This is a genomic window from Nostoc sp. 2RC (genome assembly GCF_014222165.1).
Classification (GTDB): Bacteria; Cyanobacteriota; Cyanobacteriia; order Cyanobacteriales; family Nostocaceae; genus Nostoc; species Nostoc linckia.
Genome location: NZ_JACKZU010000019.1, coordinates 1 through 16727 on the forward strand (window position 1 = coordinate 1; position 16727 = coordinate 16727).

The following is a 16727-nucleotide window of genomic DNA, read 5'->3' on the forward strand; positions in this document are numbered from 1 at the left end:
ACCCACCCTTAAAAGAGTGGGATTGTAACAAGGAGGTTTTATACCTTGCTGCAAGCAGTCTCAGTATAATTATTTATCTGGACTGTAGCTCAGACCCAGAACTAAAGTTTTGATTGTTACTCCTAACATAAGTGCCTTCTGCCCTGTCTTCGACACGCTGCGCGAACGAACTTCTGCCTTTCTTTGTAAAAAAATATTCCGCCCAAAAGTGTTGACCGTTGACCCTTCGACTTCGCTCAGGGTCAACTACCTGAATCGGAATAATTTATTTTTTGGAGTAACCTTACTGATATTTAGTTCATACTTAAGTAATCTTTGTACAAGATTTACCGTATATTTGACCAAAATCAACAGTATCAGTATGTATTCATCGAAAGACGACAATTTTTCCCATTCCCAGAAAGAGTGGGAGGAATTGTCGCCAAGTCATCTTAGTCATTAGTCAGTGGTCATTAGTTATTAGTATTACTGAATACGATAAATTAAATATAAGTACTAATTACTAATGACTCGAAATCCTTGTTGCGTAAAGCAGGGGAATGAGTTAAAAGTTTGTCGTCTTGATTTGGGATGAGTTGGTAATTCAATGATTCTTAACTTTTGATTGAATCAAGGTAGATCCAGAGATTCGTCTAATTCGATACAATTTATAAGCTGAGAGAGCCAAGGAGAACAAGGTGGTGTTATTAAAAGGCTTTGAGATTGAGATGTATACTGGCACGCCTCAAGGTGAAATCGTTGGTCTCTCCGACAAAATTGTTGCAGCTTTGGATGGATTTGTTCGAGAGCCAGATAGCCGCAATGTGGAATATACGACCCAGCCATCGGCTAGTTACGAGAGTTTATTATGTGCCCTACTACATCCCAGACGGAGGTTGCGAAACTACCTCAATCGCTTGGGAAATTATACCCTGATACCGGGAAGTACTTTATCTTTGGCTGGGAGCGATCGCTTTATGCGTTCCGATCCAGCCAACCCTTATCATGACTACATAGAACAAACCTATGGCACAAAAGTAGTCACCGCTAGCGTACATATCAATGTCGGCATTAGCGATCCAGAAATATTAATGCGGGCGTGTCGGGTGATTCGTCTAGAAGCACCTTTATTTTTAGCCCTGAGTGCCTCATCTCCGTTTTTGGATGGCAAAGCCACAGGCTATCACTCAACTCGTTGGGGTCTGTTCCCACAAACCCCCAAACATGTGCCGTTATTTGCCAGCCACGCCCATCATATTGAGTGGGTGGAAAATCAGCTGGCTGCTGGAACAATGCAAAATGTACGGCATTTATGGGCTTCAGTGCGACCAAATGGCGATCGCCGTCCCTACGATCTAAATCGCCTAGAACTGCGAATTTGCGATTTAGTCACAGACCCCATTGCCTTACTCGCAATTAGCGCCTTATTAGAAGCACGTCTGTTACAAATCATCGAAAATCCCAGCATCGACCCGTTAACTCAAAGTACCTTTTCTCCTGAAGAACTCGTTACTCTCAATGCTCACAATGAAACTGCGGCAGCTGCCACTAGTCTAGATGCTCAGCTCATCCATTGGGAAGATGGCAGAAACATCACAGCCAGAGATTGGATTACCGAAATGTATAAAGAGGTTTGGGCGATAGCCAAACAACAAGGCTTTAGCTGTTTCCTTTCACCTTTGCACAAAATTCTTCGCGAAGGCAACGAAGCTCAACAGTGGTTGCAGCTACACGGAGTTGGTTTTGACAGCCAGCGCGTCATTACCCAGGCTATCACCACCATTCAAGAACGGGAAATCGAACTCGAAGACAAATTGTGTTCGTCCCTGCTGGCGTAACTGAAGGTTTTAGGGACTCTGTTAACAGTTGACAGTTGACCGTTCACAGTCTACTGTCAACTATCGACGCGCTTGTATGTTTCAATCCCAATCTTTGATGCTCAATCCACAGCTGTCGTCAAACAAATGGTAGATTTTTCCGCAGACAGTACTTGTTGAAAATCACACAAACAACCACTTAACTTTACATAAAATTTAATATTTAATGATTTCAGTAAAATACGCTCTCAGGTACTATTCTGAGAGGTTTTGCAGTTCGTTTTAAAAATCTAATCGATGGAGAATGCTTGATTATTATTAACAAAACCTATGAATAACCTCTGCCTTTTGGTAGATTTTACATTGATGATAGATTATTTTATACAATACGTAAATTATACGGACAATGCCTCAGGTAGTTTTAGTTAACCCCCAAATTCCTCCTAATACAGGCAATATTGCTCGTACTTGTGCAGCTACTGACACGGAGTTACATTTAGTGGGGCCTTTAGGTTTTGAAATTAGCGATCGCTACCTCAAAAGAGCTGGTCTGGATTACTGGCCTTACGTCAAGCTGCAGTATCACGAATCTCTAGAAGCCTTCAAAACAGTACACCACAAGCGTGGAGGTAGATGGTTGGGTTATAGTGTCGCCGGAAATATTAATTATGCCAGTTTTCAGTTTCAAGCCGATGATTGGTTACTATTTGGCAGTGAAACCACTGGTTTACCACGAGAAGTTTTATCACATTGTGATGCTACTCTGTATATTCCCATGAGCCAGCCAGGAGTCCGGAGCTTGAATTTGTCGGTGAGTGTGGCTATCGGTTTGTTTGAAAGCCGCCGTCAATTAGGCTATTTACAATAGTTGTTTAACTAATTTTTAATTAAGTAAATGTACTTAATTATTTCGCAAAAACCAAGTATATCAATGATTTATAGGGGCGACTATTTGCTGGTTACGTCCGAGTAAATGTCAAAAAATACACGTAAAATTGTGTTTTTGCATAAAATGTAGTGGAAGATACTTACAAGAGGTGCGGGCTTATTATAAGAAATTTGTATATAAAATTCGGGATAATGCCAAATTTGAATGATAGATTTTGATGAATTTGCAGCATTCCATATTGGGGAACAAATGCCCCATAACTCAGTCATATAGCGCATTTGAGCTATTCTTGCTCGAATGTCCCCAAGATTCTCCCCAGAATTAGCCGAGAGTTAATACGGTTGTTTTTTAGGGAATAATCAACGTAAAGTCTCGTGTTGGGAAGACGGATTGTGTAGAAATATCTTGAAAAGATCTACAGCAGGGGGCATCGCTTTTCCAGAGGTCGCAGCAATTTGATTTTCGGTAGCGACTATGGACTTGACAAAACTGTAATAATTGGCAAGTCCCCGCGATTGACGCAAGACAGTCTCGGAAAACTGGAAAAAAGAAAACTTCCTAAATGGTGTGAGGAGTGGTTCAGACAAGTAAGCACAGCAATTTTTAAGTTTTGCTAAAACATGTGAACTTGTCTAAATCAGAGAAGCAGGTTAATCTTGCGTAAGCATCTCTGGTGAATGTGATCTCGATCTATCATTTGTTGCGATCTAGATCATTGACTAGATATCCAGCTGAAAAATCGAGGTCAGTTAAGCGCTAGTGATCGTAAGGAGGTCGTCTTTGAAACGAGCATTGAAAAAGAGAGTGAAAGCTGTGTTGAAAAATAGCCCCAGCAGCGATGATGCCCCGGTAGAACAGCTAAATTCAATTAATCCAAAAGTTAACCGTCGGGTGCGGACAAAAGCCGCCATGATTGGCTTGGCAATCTCTATGGGAGCAACCAGTCTTTTGGTGACTCGACAAAGCGATCAAGCCCAAGCAGCGGTGCCTGTAGGCAGCCAAAAGGCAACCTCAACCATTCCTGCTGTTCGTGATACTGAGGTGAAATTCGCCTCCACCAAGCTGGAATCCCAAGCAATCTCATTACCGAGTGTGCCTGAAAATCCTGTCGTGGTGGAACCAACAGCAGTCTCACAGTTGCCTGGGCTTGAAGCTAAATGGCAAGTCGCGACCAATGGAACGCCTTTGCAAGTTCCTGCATCAGAAACCTTTTCCCAAGCCACACCAGTTGATAAAAATCTCACTGGCTCAAAATCCCAACCGCTACAGGGGTCAAACAATACACTAGCTGAGACTAGCTTTCCAACAGTCAACAAGCTATCGAACCCCATTGCTGAAGATACTGTAGGCACTACAAACATAGTACCGACAGTACCACAAACAGTGGCAACATCTGGGACAGCAAACAGTGAAATAAATGCACAACTTAAAGCGCAACAAGAGTTTGCGCTCAATCGCTTACAAGAAAAATCAAACCGTTTAAGAAAGAGTCTTGCACAATTACGGTCTGGGGAGACCGAAAATTTATCACAAACTGGTATTGGCAATACTGTAGTTGAGAAAACTGTGTTAGCGCAGTCAGAAACTACTAACAATGCTGCCCAAGCCAAGCTGATATCGAGGTTAAAGCAGAAGACACAAAAGGAAATTGCATCAACTACACCAACAACGTTGATTGCTTCCTCTACTACAACAGCCTACGAAGTTAAACCTGGAGATACCCTAGCGGCGATCGCCAACAGATACAATACATCTGTATCAGAACTAGTTAAGGCAAATAACCTCAGTAATCCCAATCAACTGCAAATCAGTCAAAAACTGATTATTCCAACTGCTCAAGTTGAGGTAGCTGTAGGGACTAGACCCAGTTTTGTAGAGCCGACTAATACTCCCAAAGTTACTTCTTCTGTGACCATTGGTAGTGCTAACTCATATCTACCAGGCTCGCCATCGTCAATTATTGCTGATAACAGTAGCGTTACTGTCCCCACACCGGTAACTGCGAACAACCAAGTTCAAACAAATACTCCCATTGAGTTAGAAACAGCTCCCATTGCTCCTAGAGCTTATGGCATGGGTGGTGAAACCCCAGTACCAAAAGCCTTTGTTGAAATCCAGCAACCTGAAAAAATAACAAATAGGGTAGTAAGGGGTAACAATAACAACAACGACCGTCTACGGAGTTTACAAGCAGAAATCCAGAGGTTACAGCAAAAATATCGCGCTCAACAGTCTGGAAACTTACCAGCGCCGACAGCAACCTCTGAAATTAACACTGCTACAACATTCACTCCTGTTTCTACCCCCAGTAATTTAGCTGTACCTATCTCTGTGTCTCGACCGAATAACGTAGCGATACCAATTCCGGTTCCGACGCCAAACAGAGCTAACTACGCTCAACCAATTCAGCCTCAATTCCGTGCCACCGTACCTGCTAACGAGCCTATAAATCCAGAGTTCTTACCCAATCTAGGATCTGCTGGTCAGTGGACTCCCCCTCGCAATCCATCTGGTACCAGAGTTGCAACGCCTCCTAGACGAGTAAACGCCTCGGATTCCTTAGGGAAGTTGCGCGGAACGACAGTTTCTCCACAGGCAATACCACCTTTGGCAGCAGTCGATCAATACTTACCCAAAGTAATTGACGAAACAACAGCTCCTCCATCTAGCTCATCAGTTGCTTACCAATGGCCAGCAAAGGGTACTCTTACCTCTGGCTATGGCTGGCGTTGGGGAAGAATGCACAAAGGAATTGATATTGCCAATTCTACCGGCACACCTGTTTTCTCATCTGCTGAAGGTGTAGTAGCAAAAGCTGGCTGGAACAATGGCGGTTACGGTAACCTCGTTGAAATCCGCCATCCTGATGGCAGCACGACTCGCTACGCTCACAACAGCAAGATTCTGGTGCAACCAGGTCAGCAGGTGAGCCAGGGAGAGACAATTGCTTTAATGGGTAGCACTGGTCACAGTACCGGGCCACACACCCACTTTGAAATTCATCCATCAGGCAAGGGTGCTGTTAACCCAATAGCTATGTTACCAACAGCACGTCTGTAATTTGTTGGCTATCTATAACTAAATTATTGCCTTGTTGATTGAGGGAGTTTATCTCCCTCTTTTGTTTTTGATTGAAAAATTGCTTTATGGTAAGGGACTCAATACGGTTGGGATAAGCAGTATGAACTTCCCTTGTGGTCTGGGAAAAGGTTAAAGGGTAAGGGGATTTGGATGTATTTGAAACCTTTCCCCTTTTCCCTTTTCCCTTTAACCAAACCGTATTGGTAAGGGACTTCCAATTAAATAGGACTTACGCAACGCCGATATTGTCATTGCGACCAGAACGAAGTGTAGGGAAGCAATCCCAGCGTCAGGGGGGATTACTTCTCTACGAGACGCTCCGCGTAGCTTGCTTCTCCGTAGGAGTACGCTATCGCTCGTAATGACGGAATTACGTTATTTTTGCGTAAGTCCTGTTAAAAAAATATTCCACAGAAGACTGTTAACTGTATATTGTTGACCGTTGACAGTCAGCAGTCAAAGCGCGTTGGACGGGTTATCAAAATTTACTATCAAATTAAACTCAGTACATTGGGCTTGTAACTATAAATCCATTTGTGAAAATCGTCATTCAGCGTCATTTGTCGCTGTGGGGTGTGGTTAGAAGATGTAAAAGTGTCATCGTAGTAACGCATTTCGCCCAAAGCACTACGAGCTTGAATGATTTTTGTACGGTCGATGCGAGACTGTTCGTAGTTGGCGAGGGCTGCTTCAAGGGTGGCTGAATGGGAAAAACACTGTGCCAGTTCGTATGCATCTTCAAAAGTGGTGTTGGCTCCTTGTCCCATAGCTGGTGCCATTGGATGGGCGGCATCACCTAAGAGGGTTACTCTGCCTTGACTCCAGTGGGTTAAGGGTGGGCGATCGCAAATCGGCCCTTCCCAGATTTGCTCGGCTGGTGTCGCTTCCACCACCGCCCGAAAGGATTCATCCCAATCGGCTAATTCTTGGAGAATGCGAGATTTGACCTCATGTGCATGGTGAGAAAAAAAGTAATCAGGATAAAACTTGCGACTAATCCAACTGGTATAGCCGCCTCCCACATTGAGAATGTACATGAACTGTTTATTACCTTTGACGAAAACGAGTTCATAGTCATTAAATAACTCATGGTGGTACTTGATAACGGCACGCCAACACATACTACCAATATAATTGGGCTTACCCTCGCCAAATAAAGTTTCTCTAACTACGGAGTTGACGCCATCAGCACCAATGAGCAAATCTGCGTCTACTGATTCTTGACCATCAAAATGAATTTTTACACCGTTTTCTTGTTGGTCAAAGCCGATGCAACGATGATTGAGGTGAATAATGTCAGATGGCAATCTAGATGCGAGAGCTTGCTGTAAACGATACCACCACACAGTCAACAATGGTTGTCCGTATTGCTCTAGATATTTAGTTTGATTAGTGCGGATTGTTTCTCCCTGAATATTCTTTAAAATTGTGTGGTTCACTTGGCATCCTGAGCTTTTAAGGGTTGCCACTATACCCGGTGCGATGGCATCCAGAGAATTCAAGCCATTAGGAGCCAATCCTAGTCCGGTTCCCGCTGGGCGAAATTCTTGTGCTTTTTCGTACACTTGCACATCAATACCTTGGCTTTGAAGTGCTATGGCAGCAGCCAAACCGCCTGGGCCAGCACCAACGATCGCAACTTTTTCTACTATCGGTTTAGATAATTTCTGAGTTAAATTTTTGTTCATATACAAAGTCAGAATTCAGAATTTAGAATCTCCCCATCGATAAATCCGCAGAAGTTCTACCCTTACGTTGACAGCATACCCATAGTCGTTATTCTGGCTCCTAAATATTTTTTTAGTCAATCGTCCCCAAGGATCAACCTTGATTTACCGTTGTAATGGGTTGTCATCAGTGCTGTGGTTGATAGTGGTAACAAAAAATTCATAAACATGAAATTTTTGTTAATTTAATAAACTCGATTTTGGCAGTAAATTTGTGAAATTCTACATTTATTGACCAAAAAACTTGATATCAGGTACATAGCTTGCTGTATTATTTTTGTATTCAAAAATAATTACCAACAAGGTTTTGTATGAAATCAAAATCAGCCTCCATATATATTGCTTTAGGCCTTGTGAGTTTTTCAGTCAGTTCATTGCCACGTGTTGTAAATCCACAACAAGTACTTGCCCAAGAAGTTAGTCCTTCATGCCCTTTACCAGCTGATATTGCCATTACCTTCCTCAACTCAGAATGCAAGGAAGTCAAACTAGAGCAACCCCAAACTTTTTATCGCTACTATAGTAGCAGTAGCAACAAATATGGCAGGTATTTAACAACTGACCAATATAAAACGAACGTAGAAGTCATCAAAAATCTAGCTCTCAATCAAGAATGGGGTAATCAAGCCACTCAAATACTAACAGTAACTTTGCCAGCAGGAACCCTAACTTATCAAGGCATTGTCGGCCCTCAAACTCCTAAAGAATGCTATCCAGGTGGCGGTCAACAGACATTTATTAAAGATTCCAAAGATCCGAATATCAAGTGGTCTGAGGGAGGAAGTATTACTGTAGAAAAGTTTAGCTGTCCGTAAAACTTATGGAAACCAACACACAAGAATTTGTCAAGCTAATAGACCGAGCTTCTGAAATCAGCCAACAGATGCTTAAAGACAAACAATCTGAGTCTTCACCACGTTTAAATAACGTTATCAATGCCCTACAATCTATAAAAACTAAGGCACTGAATGGGAAACTCGAACCATCAGGAGGAGTTTCAACTCTTGGTTTGGCTCGTGAAGTAGCAGATTGGATTGAACCTTTGGATTCGCCATTACTAAAAGCTGTAGGTAGTATAGAGGAATATTATCAACAACACCTCTAAATTGACTACATAGTTTCTATAGCAATCCTATTTCAGTTGTGAAGAATATCGGTGTTAACTGTTGATTGTTGACTGTTGACTGTCAACACCCCTAATACGTAATATTCCACAAATTATTTGGGATTGCTATATATTGAATTACCGTCAAGTAATTTCAGATTTGAGATTTTGGATTGATTGCATACTCGCATCTGATAATCTATTAGGGAATTCCAAAAAATAAATAATTTTGGTTGGGGTCGTTGACGGTTTACAGTCAAGCGTCAACGGTCAACAGTTAACAATCTTCTGTAGAATATTTTTTACTTGGAAGTCCCTTACTGCTGAAATATGGGTTATAGTAAAAAATTATAAATCTTCATGAAACTTGAGTTTTCAATTTTACATTTCAAATCCAAAATTTCAGATCTAAAATTTGGTAATTGATTTAATTTTTAACATCTCCACTAAGAATATGGAAGAAAATTCCTTAGCTGCGATCGCTTCCAACTCTACAAGGCAAGAATTCAAAATATTGAGTTCCCAGGAAGTCGAAATATCTCTGAAGGTGAATAATTTATGCTATTCGCTGAAACTAGAACCTCGTGTTACTTTACTCGACGCACTACGGGAAAAGCTGGGGTTGATGGGTACAAAAAAAGCTTGCGATCGCGGTGAATGTGGCGCATGTACTGTATTAATTAATAATCGACGAATTAACTCCTGTATGACATTGGCAGTAATGCACATCGACGCTGCAATTACTACTATTGAAGGATTAGCAGAAGACGACAAACTCCACCCCCTACAAACAGCTTTTATTAGCCATGATGCTTTTCAATGTGGTTACTGTACATCGGGACAAATTGTATCTGCCGTAGGAATGATATTACAAGAACTGCCCAAATCTGAAGCAGAGATTCGCGAAAAGATGAGTGGAAACCTTTGTCGTTGTGGGGCATATCCGAATATTATTGCAGCGATTCAGGATGTGCTAGAGGAAATGGAAAATGCAGCCATTTAATTATACTAAAGTCTTTTCAGAACAAGCAGCGATCGCCACATTTGAACAAGACAAAACTGCGGAATTTATTGCTGGTGGTACTGATTTACTAGGATTAATGAAAGATGGCGTACAAGTAGCGAATACATTAGTTGATATTAATAGTTTACCACTAGGAGATATTGAATTTCACACTCATCAAATTCGTATTGGTGCAACCTGTAGATTGAGTGATGTAGCTTTTAATTCCCAAATTCAAGAATCTTATCCAGTAATTACTCAAGCTTTGCTACAAAGTGCTTCCCCACAACTGCGAAATATGGCAACTGTGGGCGGAAATTTACTACAACGAGTTCGTTGTGGGTATTTTCGTGACCCAGTTTTTTCTTGTAATAAACGCACTCCAGGTAGAGGTTGTGCGGCAATTACAGGCTACAACCGAATGCACGCTATTTTTGGGGCTAGCGAACATTGTATCGCCGTTCATCCCTCAGATTTAGCTGTGGCTTTGACAATATTAGATGCGGTGATTTGCATTCAAGGTGCAGAACAAACACGACAAATTTCAATTCATGATTTTTATGTTTTACCAGGTGAGACACCAGAGATAGAAAATTTATTACAGCCTGGAGAATTAATTATTGCTATTGAAATTCCCAATTTAGTATGTAAATCTCACTATTTAAAAGTTAGAGATCGGGCTAGTTATGAATTTGCTCTCGTTTCCGTAGCTATTGCTTTAGAAATAGAACAAAATTCGATCCAATCTGCACGTATCGCTTTTGGTGGAGTAGCGCCGAAACCTTGGCGTGCATGGGAAGTAGAGGAATTTCTCAAAGGACAAACAATCAATACAGCTACCTTCATAGCCGCAGGGGAACTAGCAATTAAACAAGCCAAACCGCAAACACACAATGAATTCAAAATTGAATTAGTCAAACGCGTTTTAATTCGTGGGCTTTCAATTTGTTGTGAAAGTTGAATTTTATATAGGAGTTATATGTTATGTAGGTATTTCCAGGTAAGTGAGGTAGAGATAATAGTTTGAAACGCAGAGGTAACCAGAGATTTGTACCTCAGCAGACTAGGAAACGGGATATGGTAAATAGTGACATTGGTCACAATAGTAGTGTGACTAATATCACTAATTAGCTATGATTTAGATTGTAATATTTGTGTGATGGCTTATAAAGTTAACAGCTAGCTCATAAATTGATACTAGCCTTAAAAGCTCGTTATCCCTCAATTCAGCCGATCGAGAAGTTAAGACTATGTTTGAGTAGTGATAAATATTACCCTTTCATACCTCAATTGTCTTCGTAAATACATTTGGGGTCTGGATTATAGATCAATACAGTTCACATAAGGCCAAAACACTTGTAGAGGCAGCGATTTATCGCGTCTGGTAAATCCACAATTTTATAGAATTAGCCTTTAACCCAAGCGTATTGGATTATAGATAAATTTAGATGAGTACTATCAAGTATTAGCAAATTGCTATGCGAAAATACATAAATTAAATTTCTTTTGATAGTAGCTAAAACTTTGAATTAGAGTTACCTAGCTCTGTAGATTTATATTGACTATTAATAAAAATTCTTGATCATGCTACAAAATATAAAAAAAAAGTTTCCATTCTTATATAACATTTGTTATGAAAACTATATAGGTTTAACCAAAAACCCTCGTTGGTTGTTGATGCGGAAAGTTGGCAAATTTCGTTTAGGAAGACTTGTAAGAGATTTTTTACCTGATGAAAAAAAATACTTCTCTCCAACATTGATAAATAAAAATTCTACTTTATTTCCAGATATTGATATTGATTTTGTAGTTAATGAACTCAAAAAAAATGGATTTTATTTGGGTCTGAACTTGCCAAAACAAATAGTGGATGAAATCACTGATTTTGCTGAATATCATCCTTGCTATGGTGATTATAAACCTCATTTAGGCTTCTTTTATAATCAAAAGGAATCGGCAGAAAAGCATTGCGGTAAAACATTTAAAATAGCTGGTTATTTTAATACTTCTTTGCTTTGTTCTGCTATTAAAAAGCTGCAAAACGATCCTACATTATTGGCGATCGCAGCTAAGTATTTAGAATGTAATCCAGTACATTTATCTAATCAATTATGGTGGAGCTTTGCTGGTGAAACAACAACATTTGAAAAAATGAGAACATTTCAAATGTTTCACTACGATTTAGATGATTATCGGTTTTTAAAATTTTTCTTTTATTTAACAGATGTTGATGCATCTGGTGGCCCCCATGTTTGTGTTAGAGGCAGCCATAATCAGAAAAAACTTTCACATTTATTATTACCTAAATATCAAACTGATGAAGCTATTATTAGCTATTATCAACAAGAATCATTAGTAACTATTTGTGGTAAAGCAGGATTTGGCTTTGCTGAAGATACTTTTTGTTTCCACAAAGGCACTACTCCAATTACTCAAGACCGCCTGATGTTACAAGTGGAGTTTGGCACAGTTGATTACAATATGCAGCATGATATAAGAGATCCATTAATTTTACAAACTATGAAAAATTCTCAGTAGCAATTTAATATGAAGACGCATACAAAGACCCCACCCGCGCTAACGCGCACCCTCCCCTTGCCAAGGGGAGGGTTGGGGAGGGGTAAAGTTCTATGCAGCTTCATGAAGAATTGGTATCAGTAGCAATTGATTTATCATATAGCAGTCCGATTTGATTAATGAACTCATCTATATAGGCATAAGTACTGTTATCTATTTAGGCAGAGAGTAGTAATGGATTGAAATTTTTAAGTTTAATTTGCCACAATTTGATATGAAACTCTACTAAATTGAATTTTTCAGGAAAAGGAAAGCAACGGTATGAGTAAAATTGTTGGTAAATCAGTAGATCGCGTTGATGGTAGACTGAAAGTAACGGGAGAAGCAGCTTATACTGCTGATATGCCCATAGACAATTTGACTTATGGCGTAATTTTTGAAAGTACCATCGCCAATGGTAAAGTTATACAAATAGACACATCAGCAGCCGCAGCAGCACCTGGTGTCATAGATATCATTACTTATGAGCAAACACCATCGTTAATAAAAGTACCTTTCTTTTCTCCTGAAAAAACTCAACCAACAAAGAAAGATGACAAAATTTATTACAATGGTCAACATTTGGGAATTGTAGTAGGTCAAACTTTAGAACAAGCCCAAACTGCTGCTGATTTAATCAAAATTATCTCTGAAGCAGCAGCGCCAACAACGACATTGGCACAGGCAGAAATATTTGAACCAGAAACACTTTATTTTGGCATTATGCCAGGTAAAATCACTAGGGGGAATATAGAATTTGGAAAAGCACAAGCAGATGTTTTAGTGCAAGAAGTTTATTCCACACCAATGGAACATCATAATCCCCTAGAGACTTCTGCAACCGTAGCCATGTGGGAGGGGGATAATTTGACATTATATGAAACTACCCAAGGCATTTCTGCAACCCAAAGAGCCATTGCATCTGTTTTGGATATTCCTCAAGAAAACGTCCGCGTCATCTCCAAATACTTAGGCGGAGGATTTGGTTGTAAAGCACTTTTAAGGTCTCATACTATTCTCTGTGCCATCGCTGCCAAACGAGTCAACCGACCGGTGAAAGTTGCCTTAGAGCGATCGCAAATGTATACTAGCTGCGGTTACCGTTCCCAAACTCAACAACACCTAACCCTGGGCGCAACTAAAGAAGGTAAGCTAACAGTCATTACTCACACTGGCACATCCTTAACATCGCAATTTGATGACTTTGTGGAACCCGTCGGTGCAGCTACAACGATGATGTACGCTTGTGAAAATTTGGAAGTGAAATATCGTTTGGGACGTATCAACGCTGGTACACCAACCTTTATGCGCGGCCCCGGAGAAGCAACAGGAATGTTTGCCTTAGAGTCAGCAATGGATGAACTCGCATGTGCCTTAAATGTTGACCCCATTGAACTGAGACTGAGAAATTATGCAGATATCGATCCTCATACAGGATTACCTTGGTCGAGTAAATCCCTGAAACAATGTTATCAAAAAGGTGCAGAAATTTTTGGTTGGTCACAACGCAACCCAATTCCTCGTTCCATACAAGAAGGTGATTTTTTAATTGGTTGGGGAATGGCCAGTGCGACATTTCCCAGCAATTCTGGTTCAGCATCAGTGAAAGTTGAAATTTTTGCCAGTGGGGAAGTTAAAGTACAAACTGGTACTCAAGACATCGGTACTGGTACGTATACAGTGATGAGTCAGGTAGCTGCGGAAGCATTGGGCTTACCAGTGCAGTTTGAACTAGGTGATAGTAATTACCCCAAAGCACCGATTACAGGCAATTCAATTACAGTGGGTAGCGTTTCTCCGGCGGTACATAAAGCAGCGATCGCCGCACGGGATAGAATGATTGAAATGGCGATCGAAGATGCAAATTCCCCTTTGTATCAATCTCAAGCAAAAGATATTACAGTTGAGTCAGGGCAAATATTTTTAAAACAAAACCCCTCCCAGCGAGACAACTACACCGATATTCTGCGCCGCCAGGGCTTAGCAAGTTTAGAAGTTACAGAACAAACTTCACCCAACCCAGAGAGTAAAAACTATTCTAAACACTCTTTTGGCGCTATCTTTGTGGAAGTCGCCGTTGATGAACTTTTGGCAGAAATCAAAATTAGACGTTGCGTAGGTGTTTATAGTGTAGGACGAATTCTCAACCTCAAGACAGCACGCAGTCAAGTTGTCGGTGGTATTACTTGGGGAATTGGCATGGCATTAATGGAGAAAACCGTAATGGATGCTAATCAAGGGAGAATAGTTAGTGCCAATCTTTCAGACTACTTGATTCCCGTTCATGCAGATATACCAAATATAGAAGTGCTATTTGTTGAAGAAGAAGATGCTTATGTGAATGCACTCGGAACCAAAAGCTTGGGAGAACTTCCCATTGTTGGCGTAGCCGCCGCCATATCAAATGCAGTTTATCATGCCACAGGTAAACGGATTCGTGACCTACCAATTACACCAGATAAGTTGTTGTAGGTCAAAATAAAATCTAGAGAATTATTCAGTTGATAACCTTCACCACTTAATAGTTTCACTGACTTCTTTGACTTCTTTTCTAAATTTTTCGATAACATCTTTTAATTTGGCTTCACGTTCTGAATCTAAATTATCTAAATTAGCTTCGACAAAAACTTTTACCACAGATCCTTGGTTAGGATTTTTAACACAGTTAATACATCTACTATCCTTTTCATAGGGAGACGCCTTAGTTTCTCTCCTGTTCGCTGCACCCTTTTTTTTTGGATGGTGCATATTTGTCACAAACTTCAATGTAGTTGCTAAAGCAGACAACCCCATTATGCTAGAAACAATTGCTATAATCTCCATAATTTCCTCCGAATTAAGACATCGATAAATACTTACAAAAAAGACTGGTAGCAAAAGAAAATAAAAATATAGCTACCGTAGCATAAAATATACTTCTATCAACGTTTTGACTAGTTGTTTTTTGACTAGTTGCTGGAAGATTTTTGATGTAAGGATAGAGTATACCAGCAGCTAATGTAGTCAAAAAGCAACTACCGATGATTAGAATTTCATACCATTGATTTAACTTAGACCTAATTAGGATATTACCTATTGATTCCGCTCCAAAGGACACAGCAATTATTAGTAACTGCCCATCTCTGTAATGTTGATAGTCAAACCATGCTTGTTGGTTAAATAGCCTAACCAGACAATCAATTCCTAATGGAAGCACCGAGACTACAAACGTAAATAGTAGCCAAACAAGTACTTCTTTTGGTATTGGAGGCAACATAATTATGTTAGATCAATATAATAACTTATTCTCTAGCAAAAAATAAAATGAAATAGCTGATAATATACAAAAAACTGGCTAAAAATTGTTTGTACTATAACTTTTTTTAGAAAAAAATTATATTTATATCTTTCGCTTAGGTACTTTTTACAAGCGCATTATGTTTAGAATAAACAATGCACCTGCACCCAGAAGTATTCCAGCATTATGTTAATACTTTGAAAAATATGCTTTCGGAAGTGGTAAGTAGTAACATAGTGCCTTAGCTTAAAGACATAACGCTAAAGCAGTTAAGTAGGTCAACTTAATTAAACATAAAACAATAGTAGGGTGCGTTATTGCAAAGCGCGACGCACCTCAATTGATATAGTACAGTCTATCAAGGTGCGTTAGCCTACGGCATAACACACCCTACATTTATTTACATCTACGTGTTAATTTTTTTAGGTTGAGCTACTTATCATCCCTGCGGAGGGCTGTAGCAATGTCGTTACTACTTCTCTACGAGATTGTTTTTCTCAAAACTTATGTAGCTTGACATGAATTTATAGCCAAGAAAATACAGAGTAAATAACTCTTAGTAAAGAATGTGGTTTTAACTACGTTATTGAGTTGAATTATTCAGATAAACTTGCCTAATGAATGTCATCAAAGTACTTAGTTTTATTTAGTAACAAAAAAGGATAACCAATGAGCAAAGAAGTAGCCAAAATAGTCTTATGGGAAGAAAATCAAAAAGATTTTCTCAAAAAGTTCTATGATTTACAATTTGTTCCTAGAGTAGGAGAGGAAATTTACCTAAAAAAGGAGAAATGGAAAGTAACCAGAGTTGAACACGATCTAGAGGTAAATGAGGTTAATATCTACATAGAATTAATCAAAAAAGTCAAGCAGGATAAATCATCTAACTCATAAATAAAAAGGAGTTAGAATTCGGGGTTTTCCAAATGGAGTAAAAGTCTCTTAATCTAACGCTAGTGGCTTATAAGGGAAAGTATGCCAGTTGATTCAACAGAGGGTACTCTCCGTTTGCGTTGCGTCTGGCAGAGAAGTTGGATGCCTAGCGGCTCTCCAACTTACGCTGTTTAAGGTTTTGAGTTCTAACACCAAGCGTATATTTACTCAACCTGATAACAATAGACTTATTGCATAAGTCGGGAAAAGGGGAAGGTGGGGCCCCTGAAGGGGATAAGGGAGTTGGGGAAAGGGTAAAGGTTTTGTATTGTCCCCTTCCCCAATAAAGATGCATCCCTTTTCCCAACTCTTGCAAAAAACACTTTTGCAAGAAACTCCATGAGCGGCGCTCACAAGGAA

General features: G+C 39.9%; 13 protein-coding genes. 10 read left to right on the forward strand and 3 right to left on the reverse strand.

Annotation, left to right across the window (positions count from 1 at the left end):
* The first annotated feature begins 677 nt into the window (after positions 1 to 677).
* From gshA to GNE10_RS04040, 3 genes are all read left to right on the forward strand, one after another.
* Positions 678 to 1817: a glutamate--cysteine ligase gene (gshA, locus tag GNE10_RS04030; RefSeq protein WP_185563759.1), complete on the forward strand. Its 1140-nt coding sequence runs from the start codon at positions 678 to 680 to the stop codon at positions 1815 to 1817.
* A gap of 385 nt (positions 1818 to 2202) precedes the next feature.
* Entirely contained in the window at positions 2203 to 2664 is a 462-nt protein-coding gene (locus tag GNE10_RS04035) for a tRNA (cytidine(34)-2'-O)-methyltransferase (protein WP_185563760.1), read from the forward strand.
* Between the two features lie 801 nt (positions 2665 to 3465).
* Complete coding sequence (locus GNE10_RS04040) at positions 3466 to 5745, forward strand: peptidoglycan DD-metalloendopeptidase family protein (RefSeq protein WP_185563761.1); 2280 nt, start codon at positions 3466 to 3468, stop codon at positions 5743 to 5745.
* A 512-nt stretch (positions 5746 to 6257) separates the two neighbouring features.
* Here GNE10_RS04040 and GNE10_RS04045 read toward each other — a convergent pair.
* Entirely contained in the window at positions 6258 to 7454 is a 1197-nt protein-coding gene (locus tag GNE10_RS04045; RefSeq protein WP_185563762.1) for an NAD(P)/FAD-dependent oxidoreductase, read from the reverse strand.
* Positions 7455 to 7804: 350 nt separating this feature from the next.
* Here GNE10_RS04045 and GNE10_RS04050 point away from each other — a divergent pair, with 350 nt between their 5' ends.
* The 6 genes from GNE10_RS04050 to GNE10_RS04075 all read left to right on the forward strand — a co-directional run bounded on the left by GNE10_RS04050 (position 7805) and on the right by GNE10_RS04075 (position 14629).
* The gene (locus tag GNE10_RS04050; RefSeq protein ID WP_185563763.1) at positions 7805 to 8308 is read left to right on the forward strand and encodes a hypothetical protein; all 504 of its coding nucleotides are present in this window, start codon (positions 7805 to 7807) and stop codon (positions 8306 to 8308) included.
* Positions 8309 to 8313: 5 nt separating this feature from the next.
* Entirely contained in the window at positions 8314 to 8598 is a 285-nt protein-coding gene (locus tag GNE10_RS04055) for a hypothetical protein (protein WP_099070445.1), read from the forward strand.
* A gap of 454 nt (positions 8599 to 9052) precedes the next feature.
* A complete protein-coding gene (locus tag GNE10_RS04060; protein WP_185563764.1) occupies positions 9053 to 9601 on the forward strand; it encodes a (2Fe-2S)-binding protein in 549 nt (182 codons plus the stop codon).
* Positions 9588 to 10562 (forward strand): xanthine dehydrogenase family protein subunit M, encoded by a 975-nt coding sequence (locus GNE10_RS04065; RefSeq protein WP_185563765.1) that lies wholly within the window; start codon positions 9588 to 9590, stop codon positions 10560 to 10562. The genes GNE10_RS04060 and GNE10_RS04065 overlap by 14 nt, the downstream gene beginning before the upstream one ends.
* Before the next feature lie 623 nt (positions 10563 to 11185).
* Positions 11186 to 12139 carry a hypothetical protein gene (locus GNE10_RS04070; protein WP_185563766.1) on the forward strand — a complete coding sequence of 318 codons (954 nt, stop codon included), beginning with the start codon at positions 11186 to 11188 and terminating at the stop codon, positions 12137 to 12139.
* Between the two features lie 300 nt (positions 12140 to 12439).
* A complete protein-coding gene (locus GNE10_RS04075; RefSeq protein WP_185563767.1) occupies positions 12440 to 14629 on the forward strand; it encodes a xanthine dehydrogenase family protein molybdopterin-binding subunit in 2190 nt (729 codons plus the stop codon).
* Positions 14630 to 14668: 39 nt separating this feature from the next.
* Here the strand turns inward: GNE10_RS04075 and GNE10_RS04080 are convergent, their stop codons facing one another.
* A complete protein-coding gene (locus GNE10_RS04080; RefSeq protein ID WP_185563768.1) occupies positions 14669 to 14980 on the reverse strand; it encodes a hypothetical protein in 312 nt (103 codons plus the stop codon).
* Between the two features lie 13 nt (positions 14981 to 14993).
* Positions 14994 to 15413 carry a hypothetical protein gene (locus GNE10_RS04085; RefSeq protein WP_185563769.1) on the reverse strand — a complete coding sequence of 140 codons (420 nt, stop codon included), beginning with the start codon at positions 15411 to 15413 and terminating at the stop codon, positions 14994 to 14996.
* A 690-nt stretch (positions 15414 to 16103) separates the two neighbouring features.
* Between GNE10_RS04085 and GNE10_RS04090 the strand changes: the two genes are divergently transcribed.
* Positions 16104 to 16328 (forward strand): hypothetical protein, encoded by a 225-nt coding sequence (locus GNE10_RS04090; protein WP_185563770.1) that lies wholly within the window; start codon positions 16104 to 16106, stop codon positions 16326 to 16328.
* Positions 16329 to 16727: the final 399 nt, after the last annotated feature.

Bases quoted from the DNA above. Each gene is read 5' to 3' on its own strand.
- GNE10_RS04065 (WP_185563765.1), top strand. From the start codon at position 9,588: ATGCAGCCATTTAATTATACTAAAGTCTTTTCAGAACAAGCAGCGATC.
- GNE10_RS04090 (WP_185563770.1), top strand. From the start codon at position 16,104: ATGAGCAAAGAAGTAGCCAAAATAGTCTTATGGGAAGAAAATCAAAAA.
- GNE10_RS04060 (WP_185563764.1), top strand. From the start codon at position 9,053: ATGGAAGAAAATTCCTTAGCTGCGATCGCTTCCAACTCTACAAGGCAA.
- GNE10_RS04075 (WP_185563767.1), top strand. From the start codon at position 12,440: ATGAGTAAAATTGTTGGTAAATCAGTAGATCGCGTTGATGGTAGACTG.
- GNE10_RS04070 (WP_185563766.1), top strand. From the start codon at position 11,186: ATGCTACAAAATATAAAAAAAAAGTTTCCATTCTTATATAACATTTGT.
- GNE10_RS04055 (WP_099070445.1), top strand. From the start codon at position 8,314: ATGGAAACCAACACACAAGAATTTGTCAAGCTAATAGACCGAGCTTCT.
- GNE10_RS04045 (WP_185563762.1), bottom strand. From the start codon at position 7,454: ATGAACAAAAATTTAACTCAGAAATTATCTAAACCGATAGTAGAAAAA.
- GNE10_RS04080 (WP_185563768.1), bottom strand. From the start codon at position 14,980: ATGGAGATTATAGCAATTGTTTCTAGCATAATGGGGTTGTCTGCTTTA.
- GNE10_RS04050 (WP_185563763.1), top strand. From the start codon at position 7,805: ATGAAATCAAAATCAGCCTCCATATATATTGCTTTAGGCCTTGTGAGT.
- GNE10_RS04085 (WP_185563769.1), bottom strand. From the start codon at position 15,413: ATGTTGCCTCCAATACCAAAAGAAGTACTTGTTTGGCTACTATTTACG.
- GNE10_RS04035 (WP_185563760.1), top strand. From the start codon at position 2,203: ATGCCTCAGGTAGTTTTAGTTAACCCCCAAATTCCTCCTAATACAGGC.